The sequence below is a fragment of the Halorubrum persicum genome, assembly GCF_002727125.1.
GTDB classification, from domain to species: Archaea; Halobacteriota; Halobacteria; order Halobacteriales; family Haloferacaceae; genus Halorubrum; species Halorubrum persicum.
Genome location: NZ_NHOA01000113.1, coordinates 23,974 through 41,817, shown reverse-complemented (window position 1 = coordinate 41,817; position 17,844 = coordinate 23,974). Strand labels below are relative to the sequence as shown.

Annotated in this window: 21 protein-coding genes; 10 read left to right on the top strand and 11 right to left on the bottom strand. The window is 55.5% G+C overall.

The window, feature by feature from the left end:
• Nucleotides 1-537 precede the first annotated feature (537 nt).
• The 7 genes from DJ69_RS18895 to lrp all read right to left on the bottom strand — a co-directional run bounded on the left by DJ69_RS18895 (nt 538) and on the right by lrp (nt 5,388).
• Nucleotides 538-729, bottom strand: a complete 192-nt coding sequence (locus DJ69_RS18895) for a hypothetical protein (protein WP_245851665.1) — start codon at nt 727-729, stop codon at nt 538-540.
• Nucleotides 730-1,073: 344 nt separating this feature from the next.
• Nucleotides 1,074-1,355: a helix-turn-helix transcriptional regulator gene (locus DJ69_RS12855; protein ID WP_099255967.1), complete on the bottom strand. Its 282-nt coding sequence runs from the start codon at nt 1,353-1,355 to the stop codon at nt 1,074-1,076.
• A 453-nt stretch (nt 1,356-1,808) separates the two neighbouring features.
• Nucleotides 1,809-2,312 carry a hypothetical protein gene (locus tag DJ69_RS12850; protein WP_099255966.1) on the bottom strand — a complete coding sequence of 168 codons (504 nt, stop codon included), beginning with the start codon at nt 2,310-2,312 and terminating at the stop codon, nt 1,809-1,811.
• Nucleotides 2,312-3,304, bottom strand: coding sequence for a ParA family protein (locus DJ69_RS12845; protein WP_099255965.1), 993 nt, complete (start codon nt 3,302-3,304; stop codon nt 2,312-2,314). Before DJ69_RS12845 ends, DJ69_RS12850 begins: the two co-directional genes overlap by 1 nt.
• Before the next feature lie 276 nt (nt 3,305-3,580).
• Nucleotides 3,581-4,138 (bottom strand): hypothetical protein, encoded by a 558-nt coding sequence (locus DJ69_RS12840; RefSeq protein ID WP_099256004.1) that lies wholly within the window; start codon nt 4,136-4,138, stop codon nt 3,581-3,583.
• 14 nt (nt 4,139-4,152) lie between these two features.
• Nucleotides 4,153-4,776, bottom strand: a complete 624-nt coding sequence (locus tag DJ69_RS12835; RefSeq protein WP_180271820.1) for a winged helix-turn-helix domain-containing protein — start codon at nt 4,774-4,776, stop codon at nt 4,153-4,155.
• A 156-nt stretch (nt 4,777-4,932) separates the two neighbouring features.
• The gene (gene lrp, locus DJ69_RS12830) at nt 4,933-5,388 is read right to left on the bottom strand and encodes an HTH-type transcriptional regulator Lrp (protein WP_099255963.1); all 456 of its coding nucleotides are present in this window, start codon (nt 5,386-5,388) and stop codon (nt 4,933-4,935) included.
• A gap of 122 nt (nt 5,389-5,510) precedes the next feature.
• Between lrp and DJ69_RS12825 the strand changes: the two genes are divergently transcribed.
• Nucleotides 5,511-6,098: a DUF7437 domain-containing protein gene (locus tag DJ69_RS12825; RefSeq protein WP_099255962.1), complete on the top strand. Its 588-nt coding sequence runs from the start codon at nt 5,511-5,513 to the stop codon at nt 6,096-6,098.
• Nucleotides 6,099-6,237: 139 nt separating this feature from the next.
• Here DJ69_RS12825 and DJ69_RS12820 read toward each other — a convergent pair whose 3' ends face one another.
• Entirely contained in the window at nt 6,238-7,539 is a 1,302-nt protein-coding gene (locus DJ69_RS12820) for a site-specific recombinase (protein WP_099255961.1), read from the bottom strand.
• 475 nt (nt 7,540-8,014) lie between these two features.
• On the opposite strand from DJ69_RS12820, the gene DJ69_RS12815 reads away from it, so the two are divergent.
• From DJ69_RS12815 to DJ69_RS12795, 5 genes are all read left to right on the top strand, one after another.
• Nucleotides 8,015-8,944, top strand: a complete 930-nt coding sequence (locus DJ69_RS12815) for a nucleotidyltransferase family protein (protein WP_218962320.1) — start codon at nt 8,015-8,017, stop codon at nt 8,942-8,944.
• Complete coding sequence (locus tag DJ69_RS12810) at nt 8,944-9,582, top strand: Cap15 family cyclic dinucleotide receptor domain-containing protein (protein WP_099255960.1); 639 nt, start codon at nt 8,944-8,946, stop codon at nt 9,580-9,582. The genes DJ69_RS12815 and DJ69_RS12810 overlap by 1 nt, the downstream gene beginning before the upstream one ends.
• Nucleotides 9,583-9,673: 91 nt before the next feature.
• Nucleotides 9,674-10,369, top strand: a complete 696-nt coding sequence (locus tag DJ69_RS12805; protein ID WP_099255959.1) for a P-loop NTPase family protein — start codon at nt 9,674-9,676, stop codon at nt 10,367-10,369.
• The gene (locus DJ69_RS12800) at nt 10,369-10,632 is read left to right on the top strand and encodes a hypothetical protein (protein ID WP_099255958.1); all 264 of its coding nucleotides are present in this window, start codon (nt 10,369-10,371) and stop codon (nt 10,630-10,632) included. Before DJ69_RS12805 ends, DJ69_RS12800 begins: the two co-directional genes overlap by 1 nt.
• Entirely contained in the window at nt 10,629-11,048 is a 420-nt protein-coding gene (locus DJ69_RS12795) for a hypothetical protein (protein WP_245851661.1), read from the top strand. The genes DJ69_RS12800 and DJ69_RS12795 overlap by 4 nt, the downstream gene beginning before the upstream one ends.
• 208 nt (nt 11,049-11,256) lie before the next feature.
• On the opposite strand, the gene DJ69_RS12790 is transcribed toward DJ69_RS12795, so the two are convergent.
• Entirely contained in the window at nt 11,257-12,453 is a 1,197-nt protein-coding gene (locus tag DJ69_RS12790; protein WP_099255957.1) for a Cdc6/Cdc18 family protein, read from the bottom strand.
• An 892-nt stretch (nt 12,454-13,345) separates the two neighbouring features.
• Between DJ69_RS12790 and DJ69_RS17955 the strand changes: the two genes are divergently transcribed.
• Nucleotides 13,346-13,774, top strand: coding sequence for a hypothetical protein (locus DJ69_RS17955; RefSeq protein WP_144050443.1), 429 nt, complete (start codon nt 13,346-13,348; stop codon nt 13,772-13,774).
• Here the strand turns inward: DJ69_RS17955 and DJ69_RS12785 are convergent.
• The gene (locus DJ69_RS12785) at nt 13,771-14,085 is read right to left on the bottom strand and encodes a hypothetical protein (RefSeq protein WP_099255956.1); all 315 of its coding nucleotides are present in this window, start codon (nt 14,083-14,085) and stop codon (nt 13,771-13,773) included. The two genes, DJ69_RS17955 and DJ69_RS12785, sit on opposite strands and share 4 nt — an antisense overlap.
• 242 nt (nt 14,086-14,327) lie before the next feature.
• On the bottom strand, nt 14,328-14,639 hold the full coding sequence (locus DJ69_RS12780) for a hypothetical protein (RefSeq protein WP_099255955.1): 312 nt from the start codon (nt 14,637-14,639) through the stop codon (nt 14,328-14,330).
• A 262-nt stretch (nt 14,640-14,901) separates the two neighbouring features.
• On the opposite strand from DJ69_RS12780, the gene DJ69_RS12775 reads away from it, so the two are divergent.
• The 3 genes from DJ69_RS12775 to DJ69_RS12760 all read left to right on the top strand — a co-directional run bounded on the left by DJ69_RS12775 (nt 14,902) and on the right by DJ69_RS12760 (nt 17,725).
• Nucleotides 14,902-15,297, top strand: coding sequence for an HVO_A0114 family putative DNA-binding protein (locus DJ69_RS12775; protein ID WP_099255954.1), 396 nt, complete (start codon nt 14,902-14,904; stop codon nt 15,295-15,297).
• 374 nt (nt 15,298-15,671) lie between these two features.
• Nucleotides 15,672-16,262, top strand: coding sequence for a TetR/AcrR family transcriptional regulator (locus tag DJ69_RS12765; RefSeq protein ID WP_099255953.1), 591 nt, complete (start codon nt 15,672-15,674; stop codon nt 16,260-16,262).
• Nucleotides 16,259-17,725 (top strand): MATE family efflux transporter, encoded by a 1,467-nt coding sequence (locus DJ69_RS12760; RefSeq protein ID WP_099256002.1) that lies wholly within the window; start codon nt 16,259-16,261, stop codon nt 17,723-17,725. The genes DJ69_RS12765 and DJ69_RS12760 overlap by 4 nt, the downstream gene beginning before the upstream one ends.
• Nucleotides 17,726-17,844 lie beyond the last annotated feature (119 nt).

Here is a 17,844-nt window from a genome sequence, read left to right as displayed (position 1 = left end):
GCCAAAACAAGCCCACTACAGTGTGATCCACAGTTGCAACTCGGGGTATCACCGAATCCAGTTGATTCGAGATGTCTAGTCTGGTTCCCACGTCGGACAATTCGCAGGTTCGACCGGAGCGTGGTGTTGTTTGTACAGCTACTCTGAGTATCAGGTCTCCCTTTTATGACCGATGACGGCCAAATCTTGCGGGATTTGGCCGTCTCTGGGTTGGCTGGACACAGGGCAGATACTGGACATATCTGATGTATCATAAGTTAGTCCAATAGAGATCGCTTGGACTTGACTGGGCCTTCTCATACCATACTGTACAATCCCGTCTTTTAAAACTGTAAGGGTGGTTGCTGTGTTAATTCAAACATTCATGCTCAGTGTTTCCGAAGTTCCCTCTGAATTGGCTACCATTAGTCTTAGCCGGAACAACTGAACCTTTGCTGAGAATAGCAATAGAACGCCACTAAACAATCACCTACCTGCATTCGGATTGTCTGTTCAATCCGAGGTAGCGAACAGTGAATTGACCATGACCGAGAGCCACTACGTCGCGAGGACACTCCCAAAAATGAATGCAACACCGGCGAGCACACCACCGGCAACGAGAAGGGCGTAGTTGGCAATCGGATTCGCGGCCTTCGCTATGTCAAGCGTGTACTTGTCGTTGCGAAGAGGTTTGAACGGCTGAATCCCCATCGGGGTCAGCACATCCGCGAGAAGATGTGCACCGATCATGGTAGCGCCAACGAGGGCATCAAATGAGGAAGCAAGGCGCCGGCTATGAGCCCAGTAGAGCTCACACCGACGACAAGGCCGGTAACAGCGAATGCGGACGCAACGAGTAACATGAACCAGATGGTGTGCGTCGGACCGCGGTATTGAACAGATGGCACACGCTGATCCAAGTCGGGAAGCATCGACCCCTCCACCACGTCAGCACCACCAACAATCGCAAGTTCACTAGCACCGAAGGCGGTAAGGACAAACCCCACTGGCGAATAGACAGCAAGAGACGCGCCGTAGTGGCCGGGACGATGCACACTTGGAATGATCGGGTGGAATGGACTCCGATGAGCTAGTCAGGCACTGTGGTCGATATACTTCGCTTCCCATTCGGCCCGTGCCTCAATCTCCCTCGTGCCCCGGCGAGTAGTTGTATACTCGTTTGTTCGTCGATCACGCTGACTTTTTTCGACAAGTCCTTTCTCAACAAGCGTGTCGAGATTCGGATAGAGACGTCCATGGTGGATCTCTTTTTCATAATAATCCTCGAGCTCGTCTTTGATCGCGAGACCGTGTGGATCATCAAGGCCGGCGATTACGTATAGCAAGTCCCGCTGAAAGCCTGTGAGGTCGTACATACTTTCTCTTACGTATTCGAGTTTTGAAATACTACTGGTTTATGAAATGATGTTATGACAACACATCAGACGAACGGTTTACCCAAGAATAGCTCTGGGGTGTGCTCTGTTGAATCCGATGACGGGACGGGCATCACAATTTCCGAAGACACGAGTATCTAACTCTTCGTCGTCGAGGAGTTGGATCGATTTCCCTAGTGACTCCGATCTCCTCGTTCTCTGCAAGTTTCTATCTCTGTTCTCTCGACAGCGCTCCTAAAACGAATATGGAGTGACCAGATCCCGACGCATTCTGCGGATTCAACAGGGCCCACCAGTCAGAATCCTCCTCATTGAATGGTTGGACTGCGTAGATCTCTAAGCCCGTTGAAGTCTCATATCAAGTATGCGCCACCGTGGGAGAAAGGAAGTGGAACCTCAGCGGTTGCAGGGTGAAGTGAACGAAAACAGCAGTTAATCGAGTTCGCCGTACCCGTCTCCTCTCATGAGTTCTGCAACGGCCTCCACATTGTCGAACGCCGCGAGAAGTGCATACTCACGGGCGTCTGTCTTCGCGATATCATCGGCCCCGAGCTCCGTAGCAAGCCGGCTACGAAACTCCGCTTCTCGGGAGACGACTTCATCGCGAGCGAAGATCTCAAGCCGATTGTCTCGTTCGTCTCCGACATTACTCCGACGTACGAAGTACGGATACTGATGGCTGCTCGTCTGGTGTGCTCCGGTATCGCTGGCCGGCGGGGTAGTCGGCGTGCTCTTCTCGCTGGGACTGTTCGCATTCTTTGTTCCTCGGGAGGTCCGGGATTCATCTACTTCGGCAGAAGTGGCTACCTCGGGTTCCTGATCATCTTCCTCCTCGTTCGCGATATCATCGGGTTTCTCTGGTTCGTCATCTGCTTCTTCCTCCTCGTCACCGAAGTTGAGGTTCCCTGACCCAGATTTGAATGAATCTCCCCCCATTAGTCAGCCACCTCCGGTTCAGTCGTGAGGTTGAACCGCATCGTCTCAGTCCCGTAGTCATCGATATCTAGGACGAGTTCATCGTCGACATCTACACCGAACGTCTCCGTCGCAATGAATCCCGCCAGCTGCCATAGCTTCTCCAGCGTTTCGAGTTCACGGTCGGGCACTCTTCGCTCACCTTTCTCCGTGATCATCTCGCCGTCCTCCTCGTAGGTCTTCCACCTCTCTTCGACTACTTTGAACGCAGAGCCACGGGCTTCCCACATAGCGTCCATCAGACTCTCTCGTGACCCGATAGAGACTGGCGTTGCAAAGGAGTCCGTATTTTCGAACTGATCGCGATACTGCTTGTGGGCGTTCGTCTGCCCAACCCCGGACGGAACCACGCACGAAAGCCCGATTTCGATGTCCAGCGCAGTCTCCATGTTTCCGACCATCTCCTCAAGACCATCGAGGCTGAGACTTCCCTTCCCAGCTGGCTTAACGGGTGCTACCAGTGTCCGAAGCGCGTAGATAGCATTGTACAGGAGGTCTTCGGCGCGCGCGTTGGGGTCGATGAGGACTGCGTCGTACGTTTCGTTCAACTGCTCTCGCTCCCAGAGGAGATTGTATAGAAGCTCGAAGCGGGGGTACTCGTCCCGAGAGATACCCTTCATCCCCGTTTCATAGGAGATCTTCTGCTCAAGGTTGGAGGTGAAGTCCCCCAACATGTCGTGGCTCGGAATTATGTCGATGCCCTCCTCAGAGGTCTCGATGAGGTCGTCGAAGTCGCTATCAGGCATTTCCAGAATGTGCTTTACGAGATTGTCTGCATCCGGGTTCCCACGGTTCTCTCCGACGTCAAAGAGTGAGGTGAGATTTCCTGTCTGTGGGTCTAAGTCGATCACGAGGACATCAAGCCCCATCCGCTTGAACGCGACCGCGAGGTTTGCTGTCATGGTCGTTTTGTACGTCCCCCCGGACTCAGCGTAGATGACAGTCGTTATCATATACCGACTCATATGATTGCCTGTTACATATATCTGTGTCAGACATTCGGGACTACAATCTGTAACGAATATCTAGAACATCTTTCTGTAACAACGATCTGTATTTATTTTGGAACTAGAAGCTGTACTGATGAGATCCCGATTTTGAAGCATGCACCTGATAGAACTATCTAGAATAACCATCTATTACAGACATCTGTAACAGACATCTGTAATAGATGCCTGTTATATATCAATAATCAAACCGAGTGCCTCAGAGCGGGACCTAGAGGTGGATCACTCATTCCACGAAAGCTGGTCAATAGTTGGAAACTCATCCTTTGCTGTCTGGGGCGGATTATAGTATCGGGATTTAATATCGTAGTACCCAAATTCAGGAGGAATACGAGCGCACGCCTTGGCCAGATTTTCGTCCGCTGTGTGGGTAATCACGCGGATTCGAGCATTCGCATCGAACAATCGAACTGCCAACGCGACTACTGCTGCATCCTGCCAGTTGTTCGTCTCTGGATACTTGCTTTGCTGATTGAGAAATCCATCTGCAACGAACCGTGCTTTCTCAACCGGTCCAGCGTTACTATCGAATCCCGCTGTGCGGTTACCGGGGAGCGGTGAGGCTACCCGCAGCCACCCTTCTTCGATAGCCATATCGAGGTACGGATTCGCCGGTGAGTCAGCACTCCCGGTATCCGCCAGTTCGTGGTAGACTGCTGCTGGCACCCAAATTTCTGTTCCGATTTCCTCTACGGCAGTTTTGAGTGATTGTAGGTGCGGACTGGGGTGCTTTCCCAAGTTCCGAAACATCACCGTGTCCGCAATATTCGCAGTATAAATCCTCGTCATTCGGTCTACTTGTCGTCAAATTCCTCGAGGAGATCGCCTTCGTTCTCATCGAAATCATCTGGTGTGTACGTCGTCGGGCCCGACTCGTCGTCACCAAGATCGAGAATCGAATAGATGGCTTCGACAAGATCATACGCAGTTCCAGAAGAAAGGTCTGCGAGGCTCGCGATCTGCCGGATTGTGACATCTCCCTCACTGTGTGCTTTCACGAGGTCGTATGCGAGTGCGAACGTGACGATGCCGTGGTCTTCGAGAACCCGCTCGATCGCTGGATATTCGTTCTTCTGTGCGATCGCTTCGATAAGTTCAGGTGTAATCGAGACTTCTGTCTCGCGGACTGTCAATGTCAGTTCGAACTTTTCAGCGGTGTATACGGCGGTTCTGCTATCATGATCAACTTTGCTGATCAGGCCCGCCTGTTCCAGTTTATGCAGATAGTCGTACACCGTCTTCTTCGAGACTGTCGTTGTTTCAACGAGTTCAGGGCCCGTGGTAGTCCCGGACCGCCAAATCGATGTATAGAGACTAGCGAGAGACGGGTTCTCGAGTAATTCTGCGAAGGTAGGGATTCCGGTGATCATCCCCGGAGTGTCACCCGCGTTTCGCACGTGTTCTGTATCGTAGCTCATCTTGTATAGAGTTACGAAACTAGAAACTATAAACGTTTGCCACGGAACTGAGTCACTATAGTTTGGATAAGAAGAGGAGAGATGGGATTTTCGCGATGAGTGAGAATCAGTTCTGCTGTGATGCAGCTAGATACGGCAAATCGTTCCACAAGCGCGCTAGTCGTCACCAACGCTGAACTGCGTGTGTTCACTCACAGTGTTCAAGACGACGCTCGTATTGGATTCTTGTACATCTGCATCGGCCAAGATGCGCTTGATCTGGTTGTTCATATCGTCGGAATCTGTGAACTTTCCAATCGCGATGATGTCGTAATCGCCAGTCGTCTCATACACACTCACCATCTGCGGTTCATCGCGAAGCGCGTCTGTAATATCCGGTAGCCCGGGGCCATCGACTTTGAGCTGGAGAATGGCAGTCACGTCGTAGCCAAGTTTGCTGTAATCGACAATTGGCGTGTATCCCTCAATTGCACCTGCGTCTTCGAGATCTGCCAAATGGTTCGAGACCGTTGTCACAGAAACATCGAGCTGATCACCGAGACTTCGTAAACTCTCACGTCCGTTTCCAAGAAGGGCATTCACTAATTCCGTATCGAGATTTTCGTACGCCATAGTATCTTCTCCACTTGTGACGTGTATAACGGTTCGGCTCTGCTGTGATTTTGTCCTCAGATCGAATCTACGTGACCTCATCCTGCCGGGAGATTTTTAATATTTTGCGGAAATTAAAATACATGGCTGAATCCGCAGTATCACATTCACACCCGCTTGATACGATGCTAGCCGTCTCCGACGTGATTCGGAACGACCGGCTCGCCAAACTGTATGCTCGTGTCCTCGAACTTGACTCGCCAACCGTCAAGGAACTGTCTGAGGGCATCAAGAGTTCGACGACAACCATTTACGAGGATATCAAACATCTCGTGGAGATCAATCTCTTGGAGCGGGTTACGGAGACGCAACCGTACCGCTATCGAGCGAGTCAGGTTGATATGACGATTCAGGCCGGCGGGGAGACGTTCCAGATCACGCCGACGCTCCTCGTTGCTCTCGCGGAACGCCACTCGAACGAGAATATTAGCCTCTATATCGACCGTCACGGTGTCAGCGGACTCGTAACAGCGATCGAATACGGTCGGGCGTACACGCAGTCGAAAATGAACGCTCGGATCATGGCCCGTGAACAAGAGATCCCTGTTCTTGAAGCAGAAACCATCCTCCAAGAACTTCAGGAGATCATTCTGGAGGCTGAGCCTGACATCTCGACAAGCCTCAATATTGAGGAGCTTGACGCTGCTGTCGACGAACGACCAGACGAATAATATTCGTGCCAGTGCAACTGTTCCCATCTGTGGAGAGTCATGTCCGTCGAAAACCGGTACCAGTTCTCTGGATGATCGCTTTCTGACGGACTGACCACAGAGGATACGGCCACCATTCGTTGTTGATCTCGACAGAGCTCTACTGATCACTGACTCGCTGGTCTGTCTGTGAAAACGCCTCTGTCGCCATGTCGGCGCGCTCAGCCGCCTCGATATGCTGGTAGGCCTTGCGGACCTGTTCCTCACTATTGTCGAGATACCGGGCTGCCGCGGCGTAGCCGAACTGTCGAACAAGCACTTCTCCGACACCCCGACGCCCGCCGTGTAGTTCGAGATAGTCGCCATCGAGTGAGAGGTCCAGTTCGTCGCGACGCTCGGCGAGTGTGTCGTGTGTCCAGAGCCGTTCCATGATCGACCGGGCACCGTCGGTGGTGAGCGGCTTCGGCGCGTCGAGGTCGTGCTCAGCAGCGACGATCAGGTCAGGTGCCCCGTTTCGAACACGCTCGATCGCGCTGTCGCGGAGACCGACAGTGGCGAGTCCTTTGGCGACGTGTGAGGCGAGCGAGGGGCGGTGTAGCGTCGTGAACACCGGCCACGAGTCCGGCACGTCCAGCACCTCAGCGTACCGCTGTAACGGGCCGATAACGGGCTCAGGGAGTGATGCCTCCTTCCACTCACGGCTCTTTCGGAACACGGTGACGCTGCTGTCTGCGAACGACACGTCACGCCAGCGAATCCCGTTCCGACCGTCGCGGTCTTCTTTCGGTGCCGAGAGGAACTCCGAGCCGCGCAGGCCCGTGTAGGCGACAACATACACGAGCGCCTGCTCACGACACCGCTGGTAGGCCTCGAACCGGGCGCGCTGTTTGGCCTGCCACGTCTCGCTTTCCGGGTCGCCTCGATCGGCGTGAGGCACCTCGATCGCGCCGAGCGCATCGAACGCTTCGGACACACGCCGGTCGACGAACTGCGTGATCAGGTCGCGGTGGATCGGTTCCCACGCCTGCTGGTCACCCGGCCGGCGGCCGTCGTTCTCCGGCAGCGGGTCTTCGGCGTCTGACTCGCGGGCGTAGTGGCGCGGGATGTATCCCTGCGCGTGCGCCCACCCGCACCATGACGCGACGTGCGCGTAGTAGGTGAGCACGGTGCCGGCGGTGTTCCCTTCCGACGAGAGGTACCGCGCGTAGTCCGAGAACACCGTCGTGTCGAGGTCCGCGAATCGGACGGTGTCGCCGTCGACGATACCCGACCACGACTCGGGCGGGGAGGCGTTCGCACTATCGCTTCTCTGACCGAGACACCATTCCTTGAATCGATTTATTTCACGCTTGGCGTCCGTCCGGTACGCGCCGTCCTCGCCAGCATCACCCTTCCCCTTGTCCGTGAGAAATTTCGTAAACGTGTCGTCGATCGCGGTCTCAACGGAGCGGCGGCCCGTCATTGGCCCTCCGGAGTGTGGGGGTCGTGGCGTCGGAACGCCGCTCCAGCAGCGACAGTCGGGCTAGAGCGTGCGTCGGTGGAAGGATCGGCCATGATTCTGATTCTGCCTCGATTGGGGCCACGGGTAGGAGGCACTAAGAGTTTACTCTGTCTTACTCAACTAAGACAAAGTAAGTAATCTTGGCGAATATGAGAGTCTGTGAGTGGTTATCGAGTGATATTGGCCGCGAGAGCCTATCTGGACGAACGAAGAGACATTTATATTGTATATCGCTATATTGATTTCCCGCTGCGGCTGACGCGGCTACTCAACCCCCCTTTTGTTCCCGTGGGAATGACCCGCCTTCTGGCGAATTCTAGTGTTAATTATCACTTCCACACCGCTCTGGCTACGCTTATACCCCCGGCGACCGTTGTTTCATCCGGATGTCTATTGAACACACTACATCCCAAAAAGCAGCGGAGGCGGGCGAGTAATGGCGGTTCGGAAGTCCAAGATACCAGACACATGGGCCAAGCGAAGGACAGCCGCAAACCAGAACTCGAAGACTGCCCGAGAAAGAATAAAGCGTGACCTGAATCGTGATCGGTCAGCTCTCGTTCAACAGACAGACATCAACGCGTTCACAGTCTACGCGCAAGGGTCGTACAAGAACTACACAAACACGAGAGGGTCGAGCGATCTCGATCTGATCGTACAACTCAGATCTCCGTGGAAGCGGGACCTCAGCGATCTCACCGCTGAGGGGCGTGAGCGATACAACGATGATAACTCGCCGGCTGATTACGGCTACGACGACGGCTTTCGCGATAGTGTTGTACAGGCCCTGCGACAATTCTATCGCGAAAACCGGCTGAAGGACCCCATCGATAATTCTGGGAAGGCGATCGAAATCTCGGGTCGTCATAACCCGCTTCCCATCGACGTAGACGTGGTCGCCGCTCAGGAATACCGCATCTACCACACCTATCCCGAAGATGGAGACCCCGAATACACAGAAGGGATGGTGTTCAAGCCGCTCGTGGGTGACGAGTGGTGGGTCAACTTCCCGAAAGTACACTACGAGAACGGGAACGCGAAACACGACAACTTCCGCGAGACAGTTCGGATGTTCAAAAACGCCCGAGGCCACTACAACGACAACCACTGGTTCAATCTCGACACGCCCTCATACTACATCGAGTGCCTGATCTACAATGTGCCCGACCACGTACTGAAAACGTCCGATCTCACCGACCGCTTCGACGACGTGCTCTCGTGGTTCGAACGGGACAGCATAGACCTCGCTGACTTCGATCAGGTGTCAGAGATGGAGGCCCTGTTCGGAGACGAGAACACGCAGTGGAACACCGACGACGCTGAGGAGTACATCGAGAAGATGCGGACGATGTTCGACGATCTCTAATGCGCGGGACCCACGGGTTCTCGACCGACCAACCCCGACGCCGCCGTGTCACACTCTTTGGGTTCGGTGCAGCGGGTGTCCTGATAGCCGACAATCTCGGTTCATCGATCGCCTCATTCACAGGATATGGTTTCTTCGCCAACGTGACGATTTCGTTCGTACTGGCGTCGACAGCGGTGTACTTCGTCGTTGCGAGGGGGCTGTGGAACATCTGGCCTATTTCACTAGCTATCGGCTCACCACCAGACCTTAGCGGCGAGTGGACCGGCCACCTCTACACAGACACGGACGAGTACGACGACGAAGACGTGGTTGCCATCAACGAACTCGGATACGGTCTCGTGAAGATGGAGGCGACTTTGCGGATCAGGCAGTCGTGGGACCGGATTCTCGTTGAGTTGGTTGGCCCGAACTCGACTTCAAAGAGCACGGGTGCGACCATCCTGTTCGACGATGGGCCACCGACGCTAACCTACAATTACGACAATGGAGGTGATGACTTCCATGACGAGTTGGACCAGCACGCGGGGACGACTACGATCGAGTACGATTCTGAAACAGAAACACTCGAAGGGACATACTACACAGGGCCAAAGCGAGAGAATTACGGCCGTCTGGAGGTAGAACGCACTCTCTAACGGCTTAACTGATTTACCGATCCGAACCACTTCCACTTTCGCCGCCCATCCATGGCTCACCCCTTTTAGACGGCTTTCCATCTATGCCACTATGCGCTCCTCTCGACGACCGACCGCCGATTTCCCAAAGCTCACACCGGGCGTTACGCTCGTCGACGTCGACAATGACCTCGGTGTCACTCCCGTGCAGGCGCTGCTTCTCGATCAGGTGCTCGGTGGTGACGGCCGAGCGTACTGGGTGGATGGTGCAAACAGAGCGAACACGACACAGCTTCGCGAACTGGCACCGGCCGACCGTGTGCTCGATCGGATCGACATCGCTCGGGGGTTCACGGCCCATCAACATACGTCGCTACTCGATCGGCTCGCCGGGCGTCTCGATAGTCACGACCAGCCGTCGGTCGTCGTCGCAACCGGCCTCGACCGGATGTACCGTGACGCCGATATCGAGGACGAGCTCGCCACCCAGATGTTCATTCGCGCGATTGCGTCGATCGCCCGGATCGCGCGCGTCCACAATGTTCCGGTCGTCGTTACGCGGTGTCGCGAGGACGACTTCTCGCGGCCGCTGCAGCGCGCTGCCGAGACGCACCTCCAGTGCCGGGCAACGCCCTGTGGACCACGGTTCGAAGACACTGCAGGCGACGTGGAGACGCTCGTCTACCATACGGACGACGGCTGGATACAGACAACACTCGCGTACTGGCAAGAGGTCCTCGAACACCGCGCTCGGATACACGGGGCGACGACACTCGAACGCGCCGCCGGCCCCGTCGGGGTGCAGTAATGGGTCGGACAAACCCGACATATCGCGATCGCCTCGGGGCGATCGAAGACGAGTGGAGCGCGTATCGCCGAGCGCTCCGCCGGCGCGATCAGGAGACCTTCGATCGGCTGTTTGTGTACGCTCGCGACCACGCAGACGCCGCAGGCACCCTCAACCACTCGGACCCGCTCGCCCCGGTGTGGATGGCGATCGCGATCGAACAGGACCGGCAGATCAGCGAACTGGAGGCACGCGTCGACGAGCTCACTGACGGAGAGCCGTGACCCTCACACTGGACTTTCTCGGGGACGGTCGCGTCGCCAAGTGGACGCTCACACCCGACGGCGTCGCTCGCGAGGTCCACGACGACTACCGACCGACGTTGTTCGTCGGGGACGCGCCGAACGACCTCTACGGGCGAACGGGCGGTCCTGAGCCAACACCGCCGAGCCGGGACGGGCTCTCGGACGCACTGAACGAACTCCGGTCGTTTCTCGGCGGGCAACAGGCGGTCGCCGGCCTCGACGTCGAGTCGCACCGGCAGACGTTCCGGACGGATGCCCGCCCACTCCTTTGTGTTTACGCCACGTCGATCTCGGCCTCAGTATCGAACGCCTGCGTCCGGCGCGCCTCCAGCAGGCGGCGCGTCCCGGTACCACTGTCGAGCGGCACCATGACTAGCAGGCCGGGCGCGGCGTGACACGGGAGGCCGTCGCCGGTTTGTAACCCTGTCTCGGTTACCGGCACCTGTACACGGTACCCATTCTCCGAGTGTTGGATTTGAGTGTTGATCCCACGATGGATCGACTCAGTCTTGTAGGTTACAACCGCGACCAGCTTGGCATCGTCACGCGATTCATTTTCTGATCAACCACGAACAATACGCACGCAGATTAACCTGATTCCGATCACGCTGATTTACACGCCTCGACGACGAGCTCGGGGTCATCGACTAGTTGATTCACCGTGTGGGCTCCCTTCCCCTTCCCGCGCCCCTTCCGGTCTTGCTCGATCAGCGAGAGGAATGCCAGTTCGGAGAGCAGATCGCGGACGCGGCGGATCTTGAGCGGGTCTGTCCCCTCGCGTTCACAGACGACCTCGTACGCGGAGTATACCTGTTTCGAGGGGATCATGGCGTCGGTTTCGGCCGACTGCTGCATCTGGAGTGCCAGCCCTTGGAGCAAATGTTTCGAATGTTCGGGTTGCTTTCCAATTAGTTCGGCGAGACGCGCTTCCTCTTCGCGTTCATGGGCCTCGTCAACGTACTCAACACGGACCACGTCGTCGCCGTGCTCGTCAGCAATTTCACCGGCGTACCGGAGAATGTCGATCGCCTTCCGGGCGTCGCCGTGTTCTCTGGCCGCGAGCGCTGCCACCTTCGGAATCACCTCATCGTCTAGGACGCCATCTCTGAACGCGTCCGCCCGTGAGGAAAGGATCGCGCGGAGTTGGTTCGCGTCATACGGCGGGAACACAAAGTCTCGCTCGGAGAGACTCGACTTGACGCGCTCATTGAGCGACTGTTTGTATCGGATCTTGTTACTGATCCCGATGATGCCGAGCGTGCTCTCCGAGACCTTCCCGGCTTCGGCCGCTCGGGATAGTTGCATGAGAATATTGTCATCTTCAAGCTTGTCTATCTCGTCGAGAATGATGATCCCCACGTCGAGGCAGGTATCGAGGATCGTCCAGAGGCGACGGTAGTAATCAGATGTAGAAACGCCTGATGCCGGGACCGACACGGCAGTTATCTCAGTCATGTTGAATGACTCGGCGATCGCCCGGACAACCTGCGTCTCAGTGGATTCCTGAAAACAATCGATGTACGCCACGTCGACAGAAACACCATTCTCGGAAGCAGCGTCGATCAGATCCTGTGTGATGTACTTCGAGCAGAGACTCTTGCCAGTCCCCGTTTTTCCGTAGATCAGCACATTATTCGGTGTCCCCCCGCGCTGCGCGTCCTTTATTGCGTTCGCGAGGTTACCGAGTTCCTCCTCGCGACCGATGATGCGGTCACCTTCCGGAAGGTGATTAACCCGCAGCAGTTCCTTATCGGCGAAGATCGGGTCGGGATCGCCGAAATATGACTCTGTGTCGCTCATGCGAAAATGCACTCAGGCAATCTATATATATCTTCGGCACCGGATTGCCGCTGTAAACACGACGGTATCGTGACGATGGTGACGAAACCCCGTTGTATCTGGCGTTTTTGTCGCGGTCTGCAACCAACGCTCTAATTTCAAACCCCTCAGTGCCGCTGTAAACACAGGATCGGTGGGACACGCACACCCCGGATTGCCGCTGTAAACACAGGATCGGTGGGACACGCACACCCCGGATTGCCGCTGTAAACTCGAATGATGCGAGTCCTCTACTTGAAGCCATCCTTGACATGAGAAATCGGTCGCGAGAGACACGAACACTCTCATACTTCTCGTCCAGAATGAGAGCAGTTACTCTGCAGTTCCTGTCTTCGACGCCAAAACGACATGGCGTCTCAGTAAGCCAAAATTGTGGTACGGTAACTTACAGCACGATATGCAATAAAGCTACTGGTTGCGTAAGTGTGCGAGGACAGCTCTGACAAGACAATTATCGGTATTTCGCCGGGTGGAGTCTATATTACGAGTGTTTACAGCGGCAACGTGGGGTGTGAGCCGGCTATGATGACGGGCCGGACTCGCAACGGGATTTTACAGCGGCAACGTGGGGTGTCGGCCGTGGCGTTATCGTGTGTCGTCCCGACGGTTGTCGTTTCACTCCCCACGGTGTAGGCTGTAGATTAGCCACGCCCCAATAGGAGGCGGATTCGGAGCGGTGACGACAACAATCGCGACGGCGCCGATGAGAGCAAGGAATAGTTCGGGAGCGACAACCGCGGGTGCTGTTCGTTACTATCATATAGTAACAACGGATAAGCGATGGAGTCTTTCGAACCTGACCCCGGCGTACACCGAAGAACTGTTTACTTCTTCCTGAGCAATTGACGAGAAGATGGCTGAACGAGTGGATCTTAATCGTCTCAAATCACCTTACGCCCTTTTTGCCCTTGGAACAGCAGGGTTGATCCTACTCATTCTCACCTTTATTATCGAAGTCCGAATCATATTCGAGAATCCTGCTTTTGGCGATATCACAGGTATTCTCCGGAGCCTTTGGAGCCTCATTCTCGCGGTTGCAACTCTTGGTTCGTTTGCTCTTGCTGTTCATAGCTATCGACGCGACGATGATCCCAGTGGCCCCTCGACACAGTTCAGTGTCAGGGGTAGAAAGCACGATATTGACTTTCATGTACATATCGAAGAATCCGATGAGTCGAATGAGTCAACACACCATCAAGAAGAAGGTGAAGAGGATGACGAGGGACCGCATCCAGATTCGGTACCCGAATACGAAGAAGCAGGAGACTCAGAAGAGCTCTAAAGTTCGATTTGACGGGTTAGCCATTCTCGTGCGGCCGCCGAGAGCATGGCCTCCCACGAACTGAACCCTGTATGCTTGTCGACGTACCTATCAAACTCGTCCTCGTCGATCTTCTGAAAGTCCTCTTCTGATTCGACAGTCCAGCGGCTCTCATCGAAGAATTCAGAAATCGAATCGAAGTCCGTATTTGTGGCCATGAACCCGTCGGTGAACAACTCCCCCATCGGGATATCTTGCTCAACATCGACCGAAGTAGATAGCTCCTCCAGCTGATCAGTGAGTTCTTCGAACCCCTCGATCTGGACGCTCATACAATCATAATGGCCCAGCGAGGTATTAAATCACAGGGCTGTGGCATACAGCGGCCCTACAGTATTGTCCAGCTTCACGCATTGTGAACAGTACCACACACACCCGGGGGTGCCTCATTTTGCTTCTTGGGCTCACACATTCTGTGAATTCTCAAATCCACGTCAGTACGGCACAATATACAGATTAACGACAATTTACACTCGACACCCGGGGTGATCCGTCTATTCTGTTTTGACCAGCTCTACTCGTCAGGGCTGACTGGTGATTTATATTGGGACCTAACTTGGTTTCCATCTCGCCACTGCCAGTAGTAGTAGCGATTGTCGTTAATTTCCTTGATTGTGATCGTCGCTTTTGCAGGGACATCGTCTGGGAGATCGTCCGCTTCGTCTCGGTCTGGCTCCTCCTCGCGATGTGTCTCCCGTTCTTTGCGTTCAGCCAGCTCCTCGGCGTACGTAGCAATATCTCGGAGTTGCTTAGGAGTGGACTGGTTCAACGCGTCGACTAGCTCCGCTGAGAGGCTTGTCGGTGGGATCGGTGGCTCCTCTGACATCGGCTGCTCCGTTGTTAACCAACAAAGAGTCCAAACTCATAGTCTTGTTGGTTAAGACTGTGAGGTTCGCTCCCGTATCTATATTTACAGACACAGCGTATTCGGCTTCGTCGACCGTGGCCGGTACGCCCCTACGTTCGACCCAGAGAAATCTTCCGTGCGTGGCGGGCGACACTCCTCCCCAGAGAAACGAACCGGCCGGTGACTCTCCGAGCACTCAAACCGACGCACGATCGCAGCCCCATTCCCAACCCACCTCATCATGACCCGAACACTCCACGTCCAGATCACATCCGCGGATCGTAGCGGCCTCGAGGAGCGGCTCGAAGCGATCGACGCCGGTGACGACGTCGAACCCGGTGAACCAACGCTGTCGATCGAGGACCTCGAGACGTTCGGCCGCGTCTTTCGGTCGACCAATCTCGAACTCCTCGAAGCAATCGTTGCACACGAACCAGAGAGCATCTGTGAACTCGCTCGCCTTGTCGACCGGAACCCACCGGAGGTTCTCGACAACGTGAACGAGCTGGCCGACTACGGCCTTCTCGAGCTCGAAGAGAACGGCAGCGCGAAGCGCCCCGTCGTATGGTACGACGAGATCGACGCGGACCTCCCGCTCACGCCGCCGTCGAGTCGGGAGGGTAAGGCGAACGCTTGAGCGCTGAGAGGCCAACGCTCGACGACGTTGATTCTGAGGTTCCTCGCCCTGACAGCCACTACCACATTGATCAAGCTGTCGACTGGTTCTGCGTCGACGACGAACTGGGCGCCCTGCCTCGTCTCACCTTGGCTCGCAACACCTGTCTCCTCGTCACGGGCGACTCACCAGCCGTCGTCCGCCTGAGTGAGCGTGATGGTTCGCCTGATCTGGGGAGCGTCGTTCGTATCCGTTTCAGTGCTCATTACGCATATTACCTGAGCAGTGTGATATGTATCCGGTCGGTGAACGAGCAGCCTTGGGTGCTAAACAGTACTCAACAAAGCCACAAAACCAAAATTCTCTTAACTGACTAGTTAGTAAGTTCTCGTAACATGGGTTCTGAGAGCACTACTGAGATTATGGGAGCGACTGGCCGTGCGCTTTGTGAGTACGGCTACGCTGATCTCACCATGCAACGAATTGCTGATGAGTCATCAGTAACATCTGCAGCAATCCACTACCACTTTGACACGAAAGAGGAGTTATTGAACGCGTTTCTCGACGACCTGCTAGAGCGGTTTGAGTCACGAGTCGCGTGCGAGGCTCGTGACCCCCGCGAGCGGTTGAGTGAGTTTCTTGCTGCCGTTTTTGAGAAGCCATCGTCTGAGAACGACGACTTCCCGGTCGCACTGATGGAGCTTAAAGCGCAGGCACCGCACCACGACCTCTTCCGTGAACGGTTCATCGAACTCGACGACGCGGTGCGTGATGTCGTCGAGACAGCCGTGCGTGATGGCATCGAAGCTGGATACTTTGACGAGGTAGATCCCGAAACGGTTGCGTACGTTGTCGCAACGATCATCAATGGCTCTCACGTCCGAATGGTGGCACTCGGTGAGGAACCTGACCGAACACGAGAAGCTGTTGAGCGAACGCTGGCACGGTACATCGGGTGGACGCCAAGTCAGGGGGTGACAGCGTGAATCTGTTCAAGGGGCAAGACGAACTGAACCTCACCGACGGCGAGATACTCAAGCCGCTGGTGTACCTGTCGCTACCAATCGTCATTACGAACCTTCTGCAGACCGCCTACAACCTTGCAGATACGTTCTGGTTGGGTCAGTATTCGACAGACGCGCTAGCAGCGATCTCCTTCGGATTCCCGATGGTGTTTTTATTGATCTCGCTCGGGATGGGTCTGTCAGTCGCAGGGAGCGTCCTCGTCGCACAACACACCGGAGCTGGCGAAACAGCGCAGGCCGAGTACGCAGCCTCACAGACAGTGGCCTTCGCATTCGGGGGGTCCGTACTATTAGGACTGGCCGGCTACCCGCTTGTCCGTCCATTTCTACGATTTCTCGGGGCTTCACCGGATGTGCTCCCGGGAGCGACGGCCTACATGCAGGTGATCGCACTCGGCTTACCCTTCATGTTCGGCTTCTTCGTGTTCATTTCGCTCATGCGTGGAGCTGGTGACACCATCACACCAATGCTCGTCATGTTGGGAACGGTGATCATCAACGTCGTCCTCGATCCCTTCCTGATTAACGGGTGGGATGTCGGGCCCGTTGCTGTCCCCGAGCTAGGTATCCAAGGCGCAGCCGTGGCCACGGTCTTTTCGCGAAGCATCGCGATGGTCGTTGGATTAGGCATCATGCTGTCGGGGAGCAGGGGGATCCAGATTCATCTCATAGATCTTGTTCCCGACTTCCAATACCTCAAGAAAATTTTAAAAATCGGCGTCCCGGCTAGCATCGAGGGGACCGGCCGGGCGCTCTCTATCAACGCCTTGCTCATCGTCGTCGGGCTGTTCTCGACAACCGTCGTCGCGGCGTTCGGTATTGGGACTCGGGTGTTCTCGGTGATTTTTCTGCCGGCGATCGCCGTGGCACGCGGAGTTGAAACAATGAGCGGGCAGAACATCGGGGCAGGAAAATACGATCGTGCCGAACAGGCAAACTACGTCGCCGCGAAGGGCCTGTTCGCCATTCTCGCGCTGATGGGTGTGGTGATCTTCTTCCTACCACAACCCATCGTTGCCGTGTTCACGAATGATCCAGCTGTTGTCGCTGAAGGCGCGACCTTCCTCCGGTACGTGGCATTGTCTTTCGGCTTTATCGGAATCATGCGAGCTTTCACAGGTGGGTTCCGAGGTGCGGGAAAGACGCTTGTCGCTGCTGCAATTTCTATTCTCACTCTCGCTGGTCTTCGGCTCCCAATCGCGTACATCGCGTCGCAGTACCGCTTGCCGCTGCCGTTCGCTGATGCGGTGTTCGGTGTTCGCGGTATTTGGATTGCGTTCTTCATTTCAAACATCGCTGGTGCGATCATCGCGTGGGCATGGTTTCGGCGAGGGACGTGGCGTGACGGTGATGTCCGCAGACAAGAGGGCCCTGAAAGATCGGAGTTCGACGATGGGGTTGAGGTACAGGCGGTCGATGACTGAGTATCTTGGCCAGATCGAATCTGCTGTATAAGGAAATCGCGCAGATCGCAGTCAGTGAGCAGAATCACGTTCGCAGTCGACACCACGAGCTAAAGGATAGTAAGGGGGCACAGAGGTGG

Excerpts from the sequence above, each read along its gene's own strand:
- DJ69_RS18895 (WP_245851665.1), bottom strand. The coding sequence starts at position 729 with ATGATCGGTGCACATCTTCTCGCGGATGTGCTGACCCCGATGGGGATT.
- DJ69_RS12765 (WP_099255953.1), top strand. The coding sequence starts at position 15,672 with ATGGGTTCTGAGAGCACTACTGAGATTATGGGAGCGACTGGCCGTGCG.
- DJ69_RS12785 (WP_099255956.1), bottom strand. The coding sequence starts at position 14,085 with ATGAGCGTCCAGATCGAGGGGTTCGAAGAACTCACTGATCAGCTGGAG.
- DJ69_RS12835 (WP_180271820.1), bottom strand. The coding sequence starts at position 4,776 with ATGAGCTACGATACAGAACACGTGCGAAACGCGGGTGACACTCCGGGG.
- DJ69_RS12800 (WP_099255958.1), top strand. The coding sequence starts at position 10,369 with ATGGGTCGGACAAACCCGACATATCGCGATCGCCTCGGGGCGATCGAA.
- DJ69_RS12805 (WP_099255959.1), top strand. The coding sequence starts at position 9,674 with ATGCGCTCCTCTCGACGACCGACCGCCGATTTCCCAAAGCTCACACCG.
- DJ69_RS12820 (WP_099255961.1), bottom strand. The coding sequence starts at position 7,539 with ATGACGGGCCGCCGCTCCGTTGAGACCGCGATCGACGACACGTTTACG.
- DJ69_RS12790 (WP_099255957.1), bottom strand. The coding sequence starts at position 12,453 with ATGAGCGACACAGAGTCATATTTCGGCGATCCCGACCCGATCTTCGCC.
- DJ69_RS17955 (WP_144050443.1), top strand. The coding sequence starts at position 13,346 with ATGGCTGAACGAGTGGATCTTAATCGTCTCAAATCACCTTACGCCCTT.
- lrp (WP_099255963.1), bottom strand. The coding sequence starts at position 5,388 with ATGGCGTACGAAAATCTCGATACGGAATTAGTGAATGCCCTTCTTGGA.
- DJ69_RS12855 (WP_099255967.1), bottom strand. The coding sequence starts at position 1,355 with ATGTACGACCTCACAGGCTTTCAGCGGGACTTGCTATACGTAATCGCC.
- DJ69_RS12815 (WP_218962320.1), top strand. The coding sequence starts at position 8,015 with ATGGCGGTTCGGAAGTCCAAGATACCAGACACATGGGCCAAGCGAAGG.
- DJ69_RS12775 (WP_099255954.1), top strand. The coding sequence starts at position 14,902 with ATGACCCGAACACTCCACGTCCAGATCACATCCGCGGATCGTAGCGGC.
- DJ69_RS12850 (WP_099255966.1), bottom strand. The coding sequence starts at position 2,312 with ATGGGGGGAGATTCATTCAAATCTGGGTCAGGGAACCTCAACTTCGGT.
- DJ69_RS12825 (WP_099255962.1), top strand. The coding sequence starts at position 5,511 with ATGGCTGAATCCGCAGTATCACATTCACACCCGCTTGATACGATGCTA.
- DJ69_RS12780 (WP_099255955.1), bottom strand. The coding sequence starts at position 14,639 with ATGTCAGAGGAGCCACCGATCCCACCGACAAGCCTCTCAGCGGAGCTA.
- DJ69_RS12810 (WP_099255960.1), top strand. The coding sequence starts at position 8,944 with ATGCGCGGGACCCACGGGTTCTCGACCGACCAACCCCGACGCCGCCGT.
- DJ69_RS12845 (WP_099255965.1), bottom strand. The coding sequence starts at position 3,304 with ATGATAACGACTGTCATCTACGCTGAGTCCGGGGGGACGTACAAAACG.